We start from the raw sequence: 19,028 nt of genomic DNA, 5'->3' as shown, positions 1-19,028 counted from the left end.
TTTGCCGGTAAACCGGCAACATTTCACGCTTCAGGATAGACCTAAACCACCATGATTCAAGAAACCCTCGTCACCACCGTCAATCTGCAAGGCGATACGCACATCGCGCCGATGGGGGTGCATGTTGAACAAGATCAATACATTATCTTGCCGTTTCGGCCCTCGACCACGCTGGATAATCTGCTGGCTAACAAAACCGCTGTCATCAATTATTGCGACGATGTACGGATTTTTGCCGGTTGTCTGACCGGGCGTAGGGACTGGCCCTTATTGCCCGCCCAACAAGTCGCAGGGTATTATTTAGCCGACAGCTTGGCGCATACCGAACTACAGCTTGTCGGAAGCGAAGACGACGACACCCGGCCGAAATTGTTTTGCCGCGCTGTGCACACGGTCAACCATAAGCCGTTCCAAGGCTTTAACCGGGCGCAATATTCGGTGCTGGAAGCGGCGATTTTGATCAGCCGGCTGGATAGATTGCCTTGGGAGAAAATTCAAGCCGAGCTGGATTATTTGCGCATCGGTCTGGATAAAACCGCCGGCGAGCGTGAGCGTCAGGCTTGGGATTGGTTAATGACGGCTATTGAGCAACATCGCCGGGGAGCGCAAGTATGACCGCGATGTTGGCTAGCGTGAATAGTCTGGCCGAAGCCGTGTTGGTCGAAGCCGCCGCCGTCGACATTATCGATTTAAAACAACCGGCTCGCGGCGCGTTGGGGGCGTTGGACGTTGCCGAGGTTGCCGAAATTGTTCGCCACTTGCAACCGGGTAGCTGTGTTAGCGCCACTATCGGCGATTTACCGATGCAGCCCGAATTGATCCTGCCGGCCGTGCAAGCCATGGCGGCTACCGGGGTAAATTATGTGAAGATCGGTTTTTTTCCGGGCGGCGACTGGCAGGCCTGCATTGCGGGATTACAAACGCTTGCCGAGCGGGGAGTGGCCTTGGTCGCGGTATTGTTTGCCGATACCCGCCCGGATTTTGTGATCATCGATGCCTTAGCCAAGGCCGGTTTTCGCGGGGTGATGCTGGATACCGCCGATAAACAGCTCGGCTCGTTGACGCGGCTGATGACCCTGGACGAATTGCAGAGTTTTGTCGATAGAGTCGCCAGTCTGGGCTTGCTGAGTGGCTTGGCCGGTTCCTTGCGCGCCGACGATGTAGCGAGTTTAGTGCAGTTAAGTCCGGATTATTTGGGGTTTCGCGGCGCCTTGTGTCGGGAGCATTCCCGCACCGCGCAACTGGATGTCGCGCAAATCGACAGACTTAGACAACATTGGCGCGCTTTAGCGTATTGAATGAGCCTGCTGATGAATTGACAGTACCCATCGCACTATCGATAGAACATAACAATAACACTAGCCGCTAACAGACTTAAGTCTACATAATATTGGCAGACCGGCAAACAGCAAGGGAACACTGTGGAGCAATATAGCGAACAAAACCAGGCCAGGCCTCTGCTTTGGACGGTGCTACTACTTTTACTTGCGCAGTTGCTTAGCTTGTATTTTCCGCTATCGGAATCCTTGCGGCCGTTTGTCAGCCAATCCTTAGGCGTACATACCTTGATGGAAGGTTTTTCCATCGTGATTTCCGCATTGGTTTTCGCCGTGGGTTGGAGCGTTTATCAAAAGGAAAACTCCGCCGGATTCATGATGCTGGCCTGCTGTTTCTTAGGCGTGGCGGTCCTTGATTTAATGCATACCCTGTCTTTCAGTGGTATGCCGGCCTTTATCACAGAAAGCGATCCGGAAAAAGCCATCGCTTTTTGGTTGATGGCCCGCGCGTTTGCGGCGCTAGGCTTAGTGATGGGTTTGCTGGTGCCAAGCAGGCAAATATCACCGGTATCGCGTTCGATGATGTTGAGCGGTGTATTGCTCTACATTGCCCTGAGTTGCTGGTTGGTGTTTTTCCATCAAGACTGGTTACCGCGCACCTTTGATGCAGTTCAGGGCTTAACGTCTGTTAAAAAAGCCTGCGAATATCTATTGGCCGGCGTCTATGCTCTCAGCGCCCTCGGCTATTTACTCCAAACCCGCCGTCAACATTCTTACGATCCGGCTGGTTTGGCGGCGGCTGCCGCTATCATGGCCATGAGCGAGTTGTTCGTGACCTTTTATGCCAGCGTGACCGATTTATATATTTTGCTCGGCCACATCTATAAAGTAGTCGCCTATGGCCTGATCTACCGTTCGGTATTTCTCAACAGCATCCAACTGCCTTACCAGAGGCTTTATCAAGCCCATCAGGCGCTGTCCGGTAGCGAAGCCAAATTTCATGCAATTATCGAAGAGTCGCCAATTGCTTATGTACTGCATGATAGCCAAGGCAATATCAATTATTTGAACTCGGCTTTCGTGAAAACGTTTGGGTATACGCTAAGCGATATTCCGACCTTGGCGGAATGGTGGTGGCATGCCCATCCCGATGCCGAATATCGGCAGCAGGTCATCGCTAATTGGCACAGTTATCAGCGTGTTCCCCATTCCGCGGCCGAGTCCAGCCAAACCGCGGAATTGAAAGTGTGTTGCAAGGATGGCAGGTGCCGGATGGTGTTGGTTGACATCGTCTTATTGGGCGATAGCTTGGCCGGGAATCAATTACTGATTTTGCGCGATATTTCCGAACGGTTGGAAGCGATGCACAAACTAGCCGATTCGGTAAACATGCTGCAAACCGTCATCAACACCATCCCCAGTCGCGTATTCTGGAAAGACCTGAATTACCGTTATCTGGGGGCCAACTTAGCCTTCAGTAGGGATGCCGGGCTAGATAGCCCCGCCGAATTGATCGGTAAATCCGATGAGCAATTAGTTTGGCGAGATTTAGCGCACTTATATCGAGCAGACGATAAGCAGGTAATAGAGAGTAATACGGCAAAATTGAATTACGAAGAAACGCTAATGGGGCCGGCAGGTAAAACCATGCATTTGCGAACCTCAAGAGTGCCCTTACGTAATTTGCAACAACAGACTATTGGTGTGTTGGGTGTGTACGAGGACATTACCGCGCGGAAAAGCGCCGAAGAGGAAATGCAACTGGCGGCCTTGGTGTATTTGAACAGTAGTGAAGCAATGATGGTCACCGATGCCACGGGCACTATCATCACGGTTAATCCGGCATTTACCACGGTAACCGGATATTCGGCGGACGAAGTGATAGGCCGCGCCTTTGTTGGCGGCGCCACCGAGCCGCACGATCAGGCTTTCTACAAAACCGTCTTGCGGGTAATCAATACCAACGGTCAGTGGGCCGGCGAAATCAGCGGCCGTCGCAAGAACGGCGAGGATTGCATCCAGTGGGTAACTATCAACTCCATTCTGAATGAGAGCGGTGGTGTGCACAGGCGGGTGGCCTTGATCGCGGATATTACCGACCGGAAAAAATCCGAGGAATTGATTTGGCGGCAAGCCAATTTCGATCCGCTGACCGGTTTGCCGAATCGCAATATGTTTTTAGATAGGCTCAATCAGGAAATCAAAAAGGCTTTTCGGCATGGGCGGCATGTGGCCTTGATGTTTCTGGACTTGGACCGCTTCAAGGATGTCAATGACAGCATGGGCCACTTCATGGGGGACGTGTTGTTGAAGGAAGCGGCACGGCGCATCAGCGGCTGCGTGCGCGATTGCGACAGCATCGCCAGGCTGGGCGGCGATGAATTCACCGTGATTCTCGGCGAGTTGGACCAAGTGGATGGCGTCAACCGGATCGCCCGGAATATCTTGCAGGGCTTGGCGGAACCGTTTCGGTTGGGAAACGAGACGGCCTACATTTCCGGGAGTATAGGTATTGCCCTATATCCGGACGATGCGCTGGATACCGATTCGTTATTAAAAAATGCCGATCAGGCGATGTACGCCGCTAAAAATCAGGGTCGCGACCGTTACCAATATTTCACTGCCTTGATGCAGCAGAACGCCCAACTACGCATGCGGCTGGCCAACGATTTGCACGGCGCGCTGGCCCGGCAGCAGTTTTTACTGCATTACCAACCGATCATCGAATTCGCCAGCGGCAGCATCGCCAAAGCGGAAGCTTTGTTACGTTGGCAGCATCCGACGCTGGGAATGGTTAGCCCGGCCGAATTTATTCCGGTTGCCGAAGATACCGGGGTTATCGTTGATATTGGCGATTGGGTTTTCGACACCGCTGTGCGTCAGGCCAAACAATGGCGGCAAACCTACCATCCGGATTTCCAGATCAGCGTGAATAAATCGCCGGTACAGTTCCGCAAGCAAGCCATGGAAGCCAATCAATGGATAGTCTTGCTGCGGGAGCTGGAATTACCAGGCCAGAGCGTGATTGTCGAAATCACCGAAGGCTTAATACTGGATGCCAGCAATAGCACTCGCGAACAATTGTTGGCGTTTCGCGATGCCGGCATGCAAGTGGCTTTGGACGATTTCGGCACCGGTTATTCGTCCTTGGCCTATTTGAAAAAATTCGACATCGATTACATCAAGATAGACCAGGCGTTTGTCAGAAGTCTGGTGGCCGGCTCCAGTGACATGGCCTTGTGCGAAGCCATTGTGGTGATGGCGCACAAGTTAGGCATCAAAGTCGTCGCCGAAGGCATAGAGACCCAGGAGCAATACGATCTATTAAATCGAATGGGCTGCGATTACGGACAAGGCTATTTAATTTCCAGACCGGTTCCGGCCGATCAGTTCGAACTACTACTCGACAAGGCCGTAGCCCAAGCACCGTGCGGCGATCAGCGTATTTAGTCAATTACTAGGGCAAATGCTTTAGCCGCGTGTCACCGCCGCCAGCCTGATAAAATGCGCGGCATGAATACAACCTTGATGCAAATGACCGTGCTGATGCTGTGCGGTGCCGGTTGGCGGGTCTTGACGCCTAACCGTTTGTCGGCAGACCAGACCCGGCTGGTGTTAACCAGTGTGGTTTATTACTTTTTTATGCCGGTTATGGTGCTGGATGTGCTGTGGCGGGCGGATATTGGCTGGCAATCGTTACAATATTCAGCATTGGGTTCTATCAGTATCTTGTTGGCGATTTTGGCAAGTTGGCTGCTTGCTAAGTTGTTTAGATTCAAAAATCCGCAAACCGGGGCGGTGATTTTGGCGGCAGCTTTTCCAAACGTCACGTACCTGGGCTTGCCGGTATTGGAGCAGATTTTCGGCGACTGGACCCGGTCTTTGGTCATCCAGATCGATTTGTTTGCCGAAGCGCCGTTGGTATATACCTTAGGCATAATGCTGGCCCGCCATTACGGAGCAACCGGGGAACCGAAGCCAAAATCGCTCTTGGCGTTTTTTAATGCGCCGCCATTCTGGGCCGCTTTTGTCGCGGTCGTGTTAAACCTTAATCAGGTGCCGATACCGTTCTGGGTAGGCGGCTTACTGCAAAAATGTTCCGGAGCGGTGGCACCGTTGATGATTTTTTCTTTAGGCCTGGCACTTAGTTGGCGGGATATACGTGTGCGCAACTTACCGTTCATCGCTCCCACCGCATTGATTAAGTTATGGCTGATGCCGCTGATTGCGTTGTGGCTGGCAAATTTGCTCAATTTGACCGGCCAGCCCAGGGCGGCGGCCGTGATGGATCTAGCCATGCCGAGTATGGTGATGGGCATCGTGTTATGCGACCGCTATAAGCTGGACAGCGGTTTATATGCGATGGCCGTGACGGTGACGACGGCCTTGAGTTTAGTGAGCTTACCGCTTTGGTATCGGGTGTTATGAGACAAATTGCCGAAATATTCTCGCAAGGCGAGGAAATTGTCTGCGGGCAGACCGTGGACAGCAACGCCGCCTGGCTCTCCCAGCAATTGGTGGAACTAGGTTTTACGCTGAAACGCCATACGGCGGTGGGCGATAACCTGCAAGATTTGGTTGCGCTGTTTAGGGAGATCGGTGAACGGGCCGATTGCTGTATTTGCACCGGCGGCCTAGGGCCGACCAGCGACGATCTCACCGCCGAGGCGGTCAGTATTGCCAGCGGCCAGTCATTGCAATTCGACGCCCGGGCCTTTGCGGACATTCAGCAGTATTACGCGCGTCGCAATCGAGTGATGCCGGAAGCCAATCGCAAGCAAGCCCTGTTGCCGCAGTCTGCGATGCGCATCGATAACGCTTACGGCACCGCGCCGGGCTTTGCCCTGCAATTTAAACGCTGCTGGTTTGTGTTTTTGCCGGGTGTGCCGTCGGAAATGAAACATATGTTCACCACTCTTGTAAGGCAGCAATTACTGGAGCGTTTTGATTTGCAGCCGGAGTGTTTGGTTAGCCTACGCAGCATAGGTATAGGCGAATCGGCGATTCAGCAATCTCTGGACGGTATACAACTGCCCGACGGTGTGCAACTGGGTTTTCGCGCCGCGCCGGACGAAGTACAAACCAAACTGTTGTTTCCAGGCGGTTTCCAGGAATCGCTAAAACAGACTTGTGTGGGCGAAGTGGCGGATCGGATCGGCGATTATGTGTTCGCCATCGACGGACTCACCGAACAGCAAGGCGATCTGTTTGAGGTGGTAGCTACCGCGATGCGCGCAAAGCGCTGCTCCCTGGCCTTGCTGGAAACCGCCAGTCAGGGTCTGCTGGCCAGCAAATGTCTGGGGCGCGAGTGGTTGACTTGCGTTGAAGTTAATCTCGATTGGGGGCGCAACACAGGCGCAGGCCAAGCGGATGGCGGTGATGTACTGCCCATCGCCAAAATTTGGGCCGAACAACTCAAAGCCCGCGAGCAAACCGATTTTGCCTTAGTTCAGCTTTTTAGCGGCAGCGCCGCAGACTATCGGGATAAAGATAAAGCCATTGTCCTTTACAATGCATTAGCCACACCCAGCGGCGTGGTCTCGACCCAGCTCAATGCCTATGGCGCCCTTAAATCCAAACAAAACCAGGCCGCCTTACTGGCGCTGGACTTACTCAGACGTTACCTACAAAACAAATGCCTTTAATCCGCTTAACCAATGTTTCCATCGCCTTCGGCACCCATGCGCTGCTCGATAACGCCGCCTTTCAACTCGACGCCGGCGAACGGGTCGGCCTGCTGGGCCGCAACGGCGAGGGCAAATCGACCTTGATGAAAATCATCGCCGGCGATATTCATGCCGATCACGGTGAAATCTGGAAACAGCCGGAGCTGCGTTTGGCTTGGCTGGAGCAGTCGCCCAATTTGGACGAAAACGAAACTATTTACGAAGCCGTCGCCGGTGGATTGGGCGAATTGGGTCGCGTGATCGCCCGTTATCACGAATTGTTACACCACATGGACGGCAGCGAGCAATCGCTGCAAGCCTTGGGTGATGTGCAGCACAAGCTGGAAGCCGACAACGGTTGGGAGTTTCAAACCCGCGTCGAAGCGGTGTTAAGCAAATTGCAGCTACCGGCGGATGTGCTGGTCGGCAGTCTGTCCGGCGGTTGGAAGCGTCGGGTGGCCTTGGCGCGGGCCTTGGTGATAGACCCGGAAGTGCTGTTGCTGGACGAGCCGACCAACCATCTGGATTTCGAAAGCATTGCCTGGTTGGAAGAACAAATCCTGGCCTTTCAAGGTGCGGTAATGTTTGTCACCCATGACCGGGCATTTTTGCAAAAACTGGCGACGCGAATTATCGATTTGGATCGCGGCCAATTGACTTCTTGGGCCGGCAATTACCAGGATTATCTGGCGCGCAAGGCGGCGGCCTTGGAAGACGAAGCTAATCAAAACGCCGAGTTCGACAAGAAGCTGGCCAAGGAAGAAGTCTGGATCAGACAAGGCGTTAAGGCCCGGCGCACGCGTAACGAAGGTCGGGTCAGAGCCTTGAAAAGGTTGCGCGACGAACGCTCCGAGCGCCGCAATACCCAAGGCACCGCCAAACTGACCCTGAACAAAGGCGAGGCCTCCGGCAAGAAAGTCGTCGAGGCCATCGACGTGAATTTTAATTATGGCGATAGAACCATCATCAAGGACTTTTCGTTGCGTATCGAACGCGGCGACAAGATCGGCTTGATCGGCAATAACGGCGCCGGCAAATCCACCTTATTGAAATTGCTATTGGGCCAATTGCAGCCTACCACCGGCACCATAGAGCTGGGCACCAATCTGCAAATCGCGTACTTTGACCAATTACGCGAGCAGCTGGATCCGGAAATCTCGGTGGCCGACAGCGTGCTGGACGGCGGCGAGTTTGTCGATACGCCGGATGGCAAGCGGCATGTGATGTCCTATCTGGCCGACTTTCTATTCGCTCCGGCCAGAGCGCGATCGCCGGTGAAAAGCCTGTCCGGCGGCGAGAAAAACCGCCTGCTATTGGCGCGCCTGTTTACCAAGACCGCCAACCTGATCGTGATGGACGAACCCACCAACGATCTGGATTTGGAAACCCTGGAGATATTGGAAGAAAAACTGGTCGAGTACCAAGGCACCTTATTGTTGGTCAGTCATGACCGGGAGTTTCTGGATAACGTTGTGACCAGCGTACTGGTGTTCGAAGGCGAGGGCAGGGTCGAAGAATATATCGGCGGTTATGCCGACTGGTTTGCGTTGATGGAGCAGAACAAAAAAGCCGAAGCGGTAAAAATCGCCGAGCAAGCCGTAAAAAAAGAAAAACCCAAAACCGGCCCGGCCAAGAAGCTTAGTTTTAAGGAACAGCGGGAACTGGAACAACTGCCGGCGCTGATTGAGCAACTGGAAACCCTGCAAGTCCAGCTGACGGCGGAAATGAACGAAGCCAATTTTTATAAACAAAGCCCTGATGCCGTAGCCGCCAAGCTGGCGCAATTGCAGACTGCCGAGGCCGATCTGAGCCAGGCTTATCAGCGTTGGGATGAGTTGGAAGCCATGCAAGGCTAAGAATTTCCGGCCGGTAATGCATCGCTAGGGGCGCAGTTCGATATTCAGCATTGCCACCAGCGTATTGGGTTGACCTTGTAAAAACTTGATGATCTCCATGCGGGCAGCGTCTGTGGAGATGTTTCGCGCTTGCATGGCACGCAACATATTCTCAAAAGCCAGGCGTTGTTTTACGCCGTTTTCGCTTTGATCTCGCCGACAGCCGAACTCGTCCATCAGCGTGGAGCCACAGCGGCAGTTTCTGAATACTTCCACTAGAATTAAGCCGTCGTCCTCGATGGCCGACCGTAACGATGAACGACCATGGGGCATGTCTTGGGTTTCGATAAAAAACTGCTCGGCCGAGATATATACGTAACCGCAACTGCGGCAGGTTTTCGGAAACGTTGAGTCCAGCAAGGCGCGTAAACCGTCGAAATCTTGAATATCCATACCAATAAACCTGAGTCTTGAAAAAACCGGCAGAGTAAATGCATTGTGCCATAATGCCAGGGGTCGGTAATCAGACTTGACCCTGCTAAGAATGGATCGCGGATGAGTATTTTAACGTGGAACGACCAACTGCTGGTCGGTATAGACAGTGTGGATAATCAGCATCGGCATCTGGTCGCGCTGATTAATCGCCTGGATGAATTAAACGCCTTGGGTGCCGACCTGCAAACCGTGCTGGAGACCGTCAAGCAGTTAGTCGATTACACCGTAGATCATTTCCAACACGAAGAGCAACTGATGATGGAGGCAGGCTTCAATCTGCGGATGCAGGCCCAGCATTGCCAGCAGCATCAAGAATTTATCGATAAAATGCAACAAGTGCATGTCGAGGCGCAATCCGATGTTTCGGTCCTTTCCAAGGATCTGTTGGATTTTTTGGTCGACTGGCTTTGCCACCATATTTTAAAAACCGACAAGTTGATGGCGATCAGCCTTAATCAAGGCATCGACGCCGAGCAAGTTAGTATCGATAAGGATGAACATGTCGATATTTTACACAGCAATTTATATTCAGCTTTACGGGAAAGCGAAGAGCGTTTCAAGGAGCTTGCCGATCATCTGCCGGCTCTGATCTGGATAACCAATGCCAAAAACCTGCCGATTTTTTGTAATCGTTTCTGGTTTAAAACGTTCAATATCCAGCGCGGCTTTGTTGACCGGCGCCAGTGGTTAAATACCATACACGCCGAGGACAGAGACAAAGTGGTGCAGGCTTATCAACAAGCTGCGGCTGAGTTAACCAAGTTCAAAATCCAATATCGCTTATACGCACCGGACGGAGCGGTGGTGTGGATTTTGGAAACTGCGGTGCCCAGGGTGCGCAAAAGCGGCGAATTCGCCGGCTTGATGGGCTGCGGCATGGATATCAGCACGCAAAAGCAGGCGGAAAGCGCTTTGCTGAAAATCAATCAGCAACTGGAAGAGCGCGTCAGGGAGCGCACCCAGGCGTTGACAGAGGCTAATAAGACCCTGGAGCTGGAGAAAAACCAGCAAACCCTGCTCAATCAGAAACTCCAGGAAACCCAGGCTCATCTGGTGCAGTCCGAAAAGATGGCGTCGATAGGCCAATTGGCGGCCGGCGTGGCGCACGAGATCAATAATCCGCTGGGTTATATTTATTCCAATCTGAATAGTCTTAAACAATACATACAAGATTTGACCCAAGCCGCCGAATTGGCCGAACGCCTGGCCGGGCAGCTGAGCGCAGACCATCCCGACGCGCAAGCCTTCCAGCAATTTAAACAATCGGTCGATCTGGCTTTTGTGAAGGACGATGCCGCCGATTTGGTCGATGAATCTCTTGAAGGCGCCAACCGCGCCAAGAAAATCGTCCAGGATCTACGCGATTTTTCCCGGATCGATAAGCAGGGCAGGGAAATATTCGATCTGGAAGCCGGCATCGATGCTACCTTGAACATCATCAACAACGAGCTCAAATACAAAGCCGAAGTCGTCAAGGAATATGGCGGCATTAAACCCTTCGAATGTGTTGGCGCGCAACTGAATCAGGTATTCATGAACCTGTTGGTCAACGCCTCGCAAGCCATTGAGGACTTCGGCAAAATTACGGTGCGTACCGGTTATCAGGATGCCGATTGGCTGTGGGTCGAAGTGGAGGATAACGGCCAGGGTATGAACGAAGCAACCCGAGCGCGGATGTTCGATCCATTTTTTACCACCAAGCCGGTCGGTAAAGGCACCGGCTTGGGCTTGTCGCTATCTTATAAAATCATCCAGGACCATCATGGTCGTATCGAGATAGATTCGGAAATCGGGCGAGGAACTCGGTTCCGGATTTATTTGCCGACCTGTACCCCTGCCAGTTAACGAATATCGCAGCCGCGCCATGACCGAGCTTTCCCAAGACCCGCAAACCGTTGCCAATTTATTATTCGTCGATGACGAGCCTAATGTGTTGAAGGCCTTGCGCCGCTTGTTTCGCGGTGCGGAATATCAAGTCTATATGGCGGAGGGCGGCGCCGACGGCCTGGAAATTTTGGCGCAACATCCTATCGATCTGATTATCTCCGACATGCGCATGCCGCAGATGGATGGTGCCGAGTTTCTGACCAGAGCGGCCGAACGCTGGCCAAATATCGTGCGGATTTTATTGACCGGCTATGCCGACATTGAATCGACCATCGCCGCCGTTAACAAGGGCAAGATCTACAGTTATTGCAGCAAGCCTTGGGAAGACAACGAGCTAAAAATTCTGGTGAACAACGCGCTGGAACAAAAGCGCTTGCGCGACGAGCGCCGGCAACTGTTTGAAATTATCAACCGGCAAAATCAGGAGTTGAAAGAGCTGAACGCCGGTTTGGAAGACAAGGTCGAAAAACGCACCGAACAGCTGCGAAAGTCCTTGCAGCTGATCGATCAAGCCCACGATGCCTTGAAAAAACAGTATGCCGATTCGGTTAAGGTGTTCGCAAAAACCATCGAAATGCGGCCGGGTATCAAGAGCGGCCATGCCAAATATGTGGCAGAAAACGCCAGGGAAGTCGGGCGGCGGCTGGGCATGGATGCCGCCGCACTGAAGGATTTAGTGTATGCCGGCCTATTGCTGCAAATCGGCAAAATGAGCTTACCGGACAGTTTGCTGACCCAGTCTTTGTTAAGCATGAACAGCCTGCAACGCAAACGCTATTTAAACCACGCGTTGGAAGGGCAGGCGCTATTGAAAGGCCTGGAAACCTTGCATAACGCCGCCGAACTAATCGCCGCCCAATACGAACATTTCGACGGTTCCGGCCAACCTTTGGGTTGGGCTGGCTCGGAGATACCCTTGGGTGCGAGGATATTGACGGTGGTGCGCGACTATATCAATTATCTGGACGGCTCGATCACCGGCACCGCGATGACGACCGAGCAAGTGAAAGTGCGTCTGCTGAGTAAAAAAGCCAAGGACTACGACCCACTGGTGGTCGATACCTTTCTGGCGCTGCTCGCCGAATCGGAAACCGTCGATGAACGACCGATAATCGAAATTTCCTGGACCCAGTTGCAACCCGGCATGGAAGCCGCCGAGATTATTTGTAATGACGTGTTGTATTTAAAGAATCAGATTCTCAACGAAAAAAACGTCGAGGACATTCTTGAACTCAGGAAGCACAAGAAAAATCTGATTTTGCGGGTAAGAATGGGCAGTGACCAACAAAGCGGTTGAATTGGCCGGACAGGCGGAAACCATTTTAGATAGGCAGGTAAATATGAGCAAAAAACACCCACCAAAAGCCGATAAGCAAGTTTATAAAGACACTTTACAGCAACTGCAGGTGGAACTGGTCAAATTGCAGAATCACATCATCAAGCATGGCGACAAAATCCTGATTATCCTGGAAGGCCGCGATGCCGGCGGCAAAGACGGTACCATCAAGCGCATCATTCAACATCTCAGCCCGAGGGAAATCCGGGTGGTGGCGCTGGGCAAACCGTCCGACCGCGACCTCAGTACCTGGTATTTTCAGCGCTATACCCACCATTTGCCGGCTGCCCAGGAAATGGTGCTGTTTAACCGCAGTTGGTATAACCGCGCGGGCGTGGAGCGGGTGATGGGTTTTTGCAACGATGACGAATATCACGAGTTCATCGAAACCGTCGCTCACTACGAACAGCTGCTGGTGCGCTCCGGCATCAAGTTGCTGAAATACTATCTGGACATCAGCAAAGCCGAACAAAAAGAGCGCTTAAAGCAGCGGCAAAAAGACCCGTTGAAACAATGGAAAATCAGCCCCATCGACAAGGAAGCTCAAAAACACTGGCAGCAATACAGCGAAGCCCGCAACATCATGTTTGCCAGAACCCACCATTTATCCGCACCCTGGACGGTCGTTAGATCCGACGATAAACAATCCGCGCGGATCAATATCATCAAAGATTTATTGTTTCGTTTGGATTACAAGGGCAAGGACGAAACGCTGGTCTTGCCGGATGCGAATATAGTATTTAATTACGAAGAAAGCTATTTGCACAATGGAATGATCGCGCCGTGAGGATTGGCAGGAAAGGAGTTGGGTGTGGGGTAAATACCCATATGTACCAGTCTGAACAGACAGTTGATCAAGCCATATTCAAATGTACGGTGGGCAACGCTTTTCTGCCCACCATTTCGCGCGATTGCTTTAATTCCGTGTGGGCACAAAAACCGAGCCCACCCTACGTGACTCACGTCGGCGCGTGGGCACTTTGAAAATAGTTTTGCCTCTTGGGTTTATCATACAGTGCATCACGCTATAGTTATTGCTCTATATCCGGGCTATTGAAATCTGGATATTTAAAATCTGGAAAGAATATTTGACTCAATTGTCTTGATATTTCATAGTTAAACTTCTTAGTCCAACCCCATTTTTCAGTGGCTTCATTCAGTCCAACATAACATTCTTCTAAAAATTCAAGTATTTCTTCTGGGCCATTTTCAATCAAATATCCGACTCTGCCGTTTGGCCACACAGTTGGATCACCTTTAACCTCGGCTGCGCAAGCAGCTATCCACAGAAGAGTAGAGATTCGTGGCTCATCGATTGTGCAAAGATACCACTCATTTATATTCTTTCTCGCTTTTTTACCCAGCGTCTTACTTCTTTTATTTGATGCACTTCTCTAATATCATCCTCATATCCATAGGTGCAAATATATAATCTGCCTTGCACAGCTAAAGTCAATTTTTCATTTCTGGTTATTCGACTTATAAAGTCTCTAAGGTTTCTTATATTGCGTTTTTCAATATCATATTTTGGAATGCAGTATTGGATAAAAGAATCATTCGATGTCATCTCCATTAACTCATTATCTCTCTCAAAATCAGAAATATGATCCTCTATTTTTCCAAATATTTTAATTATGCTATCTTTATACGTGCTTGAAAGCCTTTGATTCTTTGGTATAGGGTGTCTCCAATTCTTCTCGCGAAAATCAATATGATCTTTGTCGAGACGTGCCCAAAAGCACTCTTTTTTATCAGGGTCACATACAATCAATAAAATTGGAACTGGTAAGTTTAAAAAATAGTTTAGATGCTCTTTGGAGTCTACATACCAATGTGTATTACCATTCTTCGATAAATAACTTTGCCCTGTTTTAATCTGAGCGGCAATAAATTTTCCGGTAACAAATCCATCATCTGTAACAAAATCTATATATGCGTCAACACCATAATCGTGTTCCAGATGGGTTTTTCTAAATACCCAACCATAGATGTCGTTGATAATCGTTGAAACGAGGTTAACTCCAATTTCTGATATTTTATCTGTGGTTAATCGCTTAGGAAATGCGTTTGTCACGTATGTGTTTTTCCTTCAATTTCGCCTAATTTAAACAGGGCGCATTCGCGCTATACAGAGCAAAGTTCAAACAAAATAGGATTAGCGGAGTTTTCATGACGGCCCAACAAATGATTAAAAGCCCGTGTAGTGCGCATTAGCGTAAGCGTAATGCGCCGAATGATTTAAGGCCAATATGCGGCGCAATACGGCTACGCCTATTGACGCCCTACATTTCCAGCACTAGATAGGGCCGAAGCAACAGCTGATAAGCGCCACCGCTCCGGTCGTATGCAACGAAAGACTTACTTAGCCGGTTCCGCAGGCTTGGCTGGAGTCGCTGCCGGAGCAGGCGCATCAACTTTAGCTGGCGCCGCTTTTTCCTCAACCTGGGCTGCTTTTTCCGGTTCTGGCTTAGGTCCGATATAGCCTTTATGCCAGGCGTAGGCGGCGCCGGCCAGCAGGATCAGCAAAAACACGTAGCTTTGCCAATGGCTTTGCTTTTCGCCGAACGGATCGACCATTTGCATTTCCGCGTCTTTCGGTAATTTGGCGACGCCGGTCAACAAGCGGCCGAACGGGATGTTGATAAAGGCCTTGGCGTTTACCGCCCAGCCGCAGGCATCCAGGACTGGTGCCAGATTGCGTTGGCGCAGTTTCAAGTAAGCGATGAACATGGACGGGCCGGAAATCGCCAGCATCACACCGACGATGGCCAGCGGCATTTGCCACCAAACTAAGCCCATGAAGCTGCTCATAACGGCTGCCAGTGCGGTACCGATCGCGCCAATTGCCAAACCGATGGCAGCGAAAATACCGGCAAATTTACCGACATCGAAGGGTGCCGGCGGCTCCTTGCCTTGTCCGACATTGGCGCCGGCTTCGGAAATGCCTTTAAAAGCATTGGCGTTAGCCGCTTTGTCGCGCGCCGCTGCGCTTTTTTCCAGTTGTTCGTTAATCATCCGGGCGACGCGTTTGTACGGCGACCAGAATGCTTCTTTGATACTGATCGGATTTTCGATAATTTTGACGATGGTCGCGTCCCAATCCAGGCCGTTGCGGTCGTAAAACACGCCGTTGCGGCCGACGCGCAAATTGTCGCTGTCGCCGCCGGTAACCGCTGCGGCGATAGTCAGCGTTTCGTTACTGCCTTGCCGACGGCATACGCAGTAGGCCAGAAAGATTTTGCTCAGTTCGGCCAGTTTGCTGTGGCTGTCCACGTCATCCACTTTCACGCACAATTGACAACTTCTGCCGTCCAGATACAAGGTACCGGCCTGGAAAATAGCGTGCGGTTCGGCACTGTAAAAATCGCGAAACGACACGAAGTTATTTAATAAGGTGTAAAGATCGCGGTAGTAATGCAGCAAGCGCACGACCGAGTCGATGGCGGTGGCTTGCGGTTCCAAGGCCAGATCCTGTTCGATCAAGCCGGTCAGTTTGGCTTGTGCATCGCTTTGCAACAGGGTTTTGATGCGCTCCAGCCCCAAGCTTTCGACGGCATTGGCGGGCTTTTTCTGCAACCAGGCCTGGTAATCAGCAAACTGACCGATCACGCTTTGCCATTGTGCGTCGGACAAGCTGTCCAAAGCGCCCAGCAGCGGTGTCAGCACCAGGGTTTTTAACTGTTCTATCGCAGCTCGCCAGGCCGGATTCAAGCCGGCATTTAACGGCAAGTTAGCGCCGGCGGCGATAGCGGCCAGCGGCAATTTAGCCAGTTCTTCGTTGCTTGCCGACAAGTCTATGCCGGCCAGTTGCTCGTAGCGGCTGTCGGCGGGGTTCAACAACTCGGTCGCGCCGGTGTCGAATTCCGCCAATTGGCAGCGGGTAAAAAAGTCGTCGATTTTCGGTTTTATTTGGGCCAATAAAGCCGCCGCCGCTTCAGTGTCGGCGATTTGATTGCGAATCCGCACGGCTTCGGCATCGCTCTGTTGCCACCAATCGAAGTATGCGCCGGCATCTTTAAAAAACTGCTCGATTTTTTCCAGATTAATACCCGGCTCGCCGCAGCGATCCTCAACCTCGCCCAAGCAGGCGATGATGTCGGTGATGGCTTGCTGGCCGGCTTCGTCGCCGGCGGCTTTAACCGGGATAATACCGTCACCGTTAAATTGAGTGTTGGCGAAGACCTTGGTCATGTCGGCCAGATCGTCGGTGGTGATTTCGGTCGCATCCGCCTTGCCCAGATTTTTTAAGATCTCGACGGCGGAGGCCAGTAGCTGTTGACCTTCTTCATCTTGATCGTTTATCGCCGCCAGCGGTAGGGTGGTCTTCTGTTGGATCAAATCGGCCGGGTTTTTCAGTACCTTACTTACCCAACGCACCGCCTCGATTACCTCATTGGCTCGGATGCGGCCATCGTTATCGGTATCCAGCAGCACCAATGTTTGGTTGTCGAAGAACAATCCGTGCGTCGGGCAACTCAGTGCCGCCCATAATTTCTGATCCAGTTCCGGCAGTCCGATTAAATCGCTACCGCGTTTCAATTCAACCTGATCGAAACCGCCGAGTCTGGCAAACCGCCATTTTTCGGCAACATTACGGCTGGATATGGGCGTCATTGTGTGTCTCCTGAGTTGAGTAGTTTTTGTTATGTCTATCACGAAATTTCGCTAGTTTTACAGACTTGGGTCGCTTGACGCAACTTGCTTTGTTGGGTTGCAGGCCGGGCAGGAGACTTGCAATAACTCGCCGCTATGTCTATGCCTTAAAGGACGGGCTCGGCCGTCCAATTGGTTCATATCTTGGTATAAACGATTTTCGTGATTGATCACTTCGCGTTCGTGCTCGAAGGGGTACAGGGTTTGGGCCATGCCGCCGCCGTCAATAAAATGCTGGCTATCCAGCAGCATCAATTTGGCATGCAGCAATTCATGCAGTAAGGCGTCGGCGGGCGAGATGCTGCATGCGGGTGTGCTGTCGCAGCCCGGATCGTTCAGCAATTGCGCACCCAAACGGGTGTCGAAGTAAATCGTCACGCTATCCACCCCAAATTGATTGCCAAAGGCCTGAGTTTGCCAGGTATTTTGCCGGTATTTGAGGATGAGTTTTTGGCCGCGCAGTTCGCTGAGCAAATTCACGGCTTGCGGGTAATGCGAAAAATAGTCGGCCATGACTGCCAAGTCTGCGCTGATATTGGCCGGATCGCTGGACTCGGCCTGATAGCTAGCGCTGAGGAAATTGGCCATTTCCGTTTTCGCCAGCGGATCGCTGTTCAGCGTGGCCTGCTTTTGGCTGTATGCAGCCATCACTTCTGCGGCGCTCGGCGGTTTCCGCAGGCGTAAGCGTATCGTCGCTGCGCCGTCCTGATCGACCGACAGCTTGGCCTGCATCGTATTGACCGGCTCGGCCAGTTGGCTGGCGACTGCATGCACGGCATTGACCGGCTGCAAATCGTTGGCGGTTACGATGCGCGAAGAGCCCATCATGCCTATGCAAAAACTCAGCACCAGACTGACTTCACGGCGGCGGTTATGCAGGATAGAACTATCGTCGCGCTGCCGGCCGTCTTCTTTTAAATAAATACCGTAGCGCCGGGCGATTTCAGCCAACTCGGCATATGCAGCGGAGGCATCGCGGCTCAGGCCGGCTTGACATACCAAAGCCGGTTTGCCGCCGATTAAGCAGGGATGTAGGAAGTTGCGTTCCGCCGGCTGTTGCAAATACCAGCGATTTAAATCGCCGGCTAGTTTATCGATTCCCTTGATGCGGCTCGCAGCGCCGGCAAAGGCCTGTTCCAGGGTTGATAGTCCATTCATGTGCTTAGTTGATGTCGGTGAGTTTATGGCTTCCGGTCAACTCTAACAGCGCTTGGGGGCTACCGGCAAGTCGGCTGCCGGCGCGGATTGGGCACTATCGTGCCAAGCTGGGATTGTCATAAAACAGTCATGTTTTCCCAGCATAATCCAACCATGATGAAATTTGCCGGTTTTTCAAAATTCGCTTTCGATTGGAAAGCAGCGGAACGAGAAGTGGTGGGTGGCGCCTATCTGCAATGGCTTGCCACAGCCCTGGCTACGGTTTATTTGCTTGGGGTGTTGTATGTAAATCTGTCCACCGCGTTGGCGGACATAGATCGGACTTCGACAGGGGCTGCTGCATCGGTGCCTACCGAGACGGCCACGCAAAATCCGCCCTTGGATTTGTCGGAAATCGCCACCTGGCATTTGTTTGGGCAAAGCCCGGAGAGTGTCTCGAGTAACGACGCCGTTGCGGAGACGCAATTGCAGCTGAAACTGCTAGGCATCATGTTTTTATCCAAGAATCCGGAAAATGCCAGCGGCATCATTCAAGCCGACGACGGGCAGCAAAAGAAATATAGGCTGGGCGACCAGCTGCCCGGCGGCGCGGTGTTGCAGGCTGTTGAACAAGACCGGGTCTTGCTAAAACGTGGCGAACTCCAGGAATCCTTGTTATTAAAAAAAGATAGCGTCCGCGCACCAAGTGCCACCGAATAATCCCCTCCCTTGTAAACTGCAA

The 19,028-nt window shown here is 52.0% G+C and carries 15 protein-coding genes; 10 read left to right on the top strand and 5 right to left on the bottom strand.

What is annotated here, in order from left to right:
* The first annotated feature begins 51 nt into the window (after positions 1-51).
* The 6 genes from G006_RS0106310 to G006_RS0106285 all read left to right on the top strand — a co-directional run bounded on the left by G006_RS0106310 (position 52) and on the right by G006_RS0106285 (position 8,799).
* Positions 52-615, top strand: coding sequence for a DUF447 domain-containing protein (locus G006_RS0106310; protein ID WP_020482332.1), 564 nt, complete (start codon positions 52-54; stop codon positions 613-615).
* Entirely contained in the window at positions 612-1,298 is a 687-nt protein-coding gene (locus tag G006_RS0106305) for a (5-formylfuran-3-yl)methyl phosphate synthase (RefSeq protein ID WP_020482331.1), read from the top strand. Before G006_RS0106310 ends, G006_RS0106305 begins: the two co-directional genes overlap by 4 nt.
* Positions 1,299-1,421: 123 nt before the next feature.
* A complete protein-coding gene (locus G006_RS26955) occupies positions 1,422-4,727 on the top strand; it encodes a bifunctional diguanylate cyclase/phosphodiesterase (RefSeq protein WP_020482330.1) in 3,306 nt (1,101 codons plus the stop codon).
* Between the two features lie 63 nt (positions 4,728-4,790).
* Positions 4,791-5,705, top strand: coding sequence for an AEC family transporter (locus G006_RS0106295; RefSeq protein ID WP_026146887.1), 915 nt, complete (start codon positions 4,791-4,793; stop codon positions 5,703-5,705).
* A complete protein-coding gene (locus tag G006_RS0106290; protein ID WP_020482328.1) occupies positions 5,702-6,922 on the top strand; it encodes a competence/damage-inducible protein A in 1,221 nt (406 codons plus the stop codon). The genes G006_RS0106295 and G006_RS0106290 overlap by 4 nt, the downstream gene beginning before the upstream one ends.
* Positions 6,913-8,799 carry an ATP-binding cassette domain-containing protein gene (locus G006_RS0106285; protein WP_020482327.1) on the top strand — a complete coding sequence of 629 codons (1,887 nt, stop codon included), beginning with the start codon at positions 6,913-6,915 and terminating at the stop codon, positions 8,797-8,799. The genes G006_RS0106290 and G006_RS0106285 overlap by 10 nt, the downstream gene beginning before the upstream one ends.
* 24 nt (positions 8,800-8,823) lie before the next feature.
* Here the strand turns inward: G006_RS0106285 and G006_RS0106280 are convergent, their stop codons facing one another.
* Entirely contained in the window at positions 8,824-9,231 is a 408-nt protein-coding gene (locus G006_RS0106280; RefSeq protein ID WP_020482326.1) for a hypothetical protein, read from the bottom strand.
* A gap of 102 nt (positions 9,232-9,333) precedes the next feature.
* On the opposite strand from G006_RS0106280, the gene G006_RS0106275 reads away from it, so the two are divergent.
* The 3 genes from G006_RS0106275 to ppk2 are packed head-to-tail and all read left to right on the top strand — an operon-like array spanning position 9,334 to position 13,283.
* Positions 9,334-11,118: a bacteriohemerythrin gene (locus G006_RS0106275; RefSeq protein ID WP_020482325.1), complete on the top strand. Its 1,785-nt coding sequence runs from the start codon at positions 9,334-9,336 to the stop codon at positions 11,116-11,118.
* A 19-nt stretch (positions 11,119-11,137) separates the two neighbouring features.
* Entirely contained in the window at positions 11,138-12,457 is a 1,320-nt protein-coding gene (locus tag G006_RS0106270; RefSeq protein ID WP_020482324.1) for an HD domain-containing phosphohydrolase, read from the top strand.
* A 43-nt stretch (positions 12,458-12,500) separates the two neighbouring features.
* Positions 12,501-13,283, top strand: coding sequence for a polyphosphate kinase 2 (ppk2, locus tag G006_RS0106265; protein ID WP_026146885.1), 783 nt, complete (start codon positions 12,501-12,503; stop codon positions 13,281-13,283).
* A gap of 244 nt (positions 13,284-13,527) precedes the next feature.
* Here the strand turns inward: ppk2 and G006_RS28225 are convergent, their stop codons facing one another.
* The 4 genes from G006_RS28225 to G006_RS0106250 all read right to left on the bottom strand — a co-directional run bounded on the left by G006_RS28225 (position 13,528) and on the right by G006_RS0106250 (position 18,307).
* On the bottom strand, positions 13,528-13,740 hold the full coding sequence (locus tag G006_RS28225; protein WP_152428813.1) for a hypothetical protein: 213 nt from the start codon (positions 13,738-13,740) through the stop codon (positions 13,528-13,530).
* 92 nt (positions 13,741-13,832) lie between these two features.
* Positions 13,833-14,570: a DUF4365 domain-containing protein gene (locus G006_RS26950; protein ID WP_020482322.1), complete on the bottom strand. Its 738-nt coding sequence runs from the start codon at positions 14,568-14,570 to the stop codon at positions 13,833-13,835.
* A 284-nt stretch (positions 14,571-14,854) separates the two neighbouring features.
* Positions 14,855-17,110, bottom strand: coding sequence for a hypothetical protein (locus tag G006_RS0106255; RefSeq protein ID WP_020482321.1), 2,256 nt, complete (start codon positions 17,108-17,110; stop codon positions 14,855-14,857).
* A 57-nt stretch (positions 17,111-17,167) separates the two neighbouring features.
* Positions 17,168-18,307: a hypothetical protein gene (locus G006_RS0106250; RefSeq protein WP_020482320.1), complete on the bottom strand. Its 1,140-nt coding sequence runs from the start codon at positions 18,305-18,307 to the stop codon at positions 17,168-17,170.
* A 153-nt stretch (positions 18,308-18,460) separates the two neighbouring features.
* On the opposite strand from G006_RS0106250, the gene G006_RS0106245 reads away from it, so the two are divergent.
* A complete protein-coding gene (locus tag G006_RS0106245) occupies positions 18,461-19,006 on the top strand; it encodes a type II secretion system protein N (RefSeq protein WP_160167662.1) in 546 nt (181 codons plus the stop codon).
* The last annotated feature ends 22 nt before the right edge of the window (positions 19,007-19,028 follow it).

Source organism: Methylomonas sp. MK1, from assembly GCF_000365425.1.
GTDB lineage: Bacteria > Pseudomonadota > Gammaproteobacteria > Methylococcales > Methylomonadaceae > Methylomonas.
This window is presented reverse-complemented; position numbering and strand designations above follow the sequence as displayed.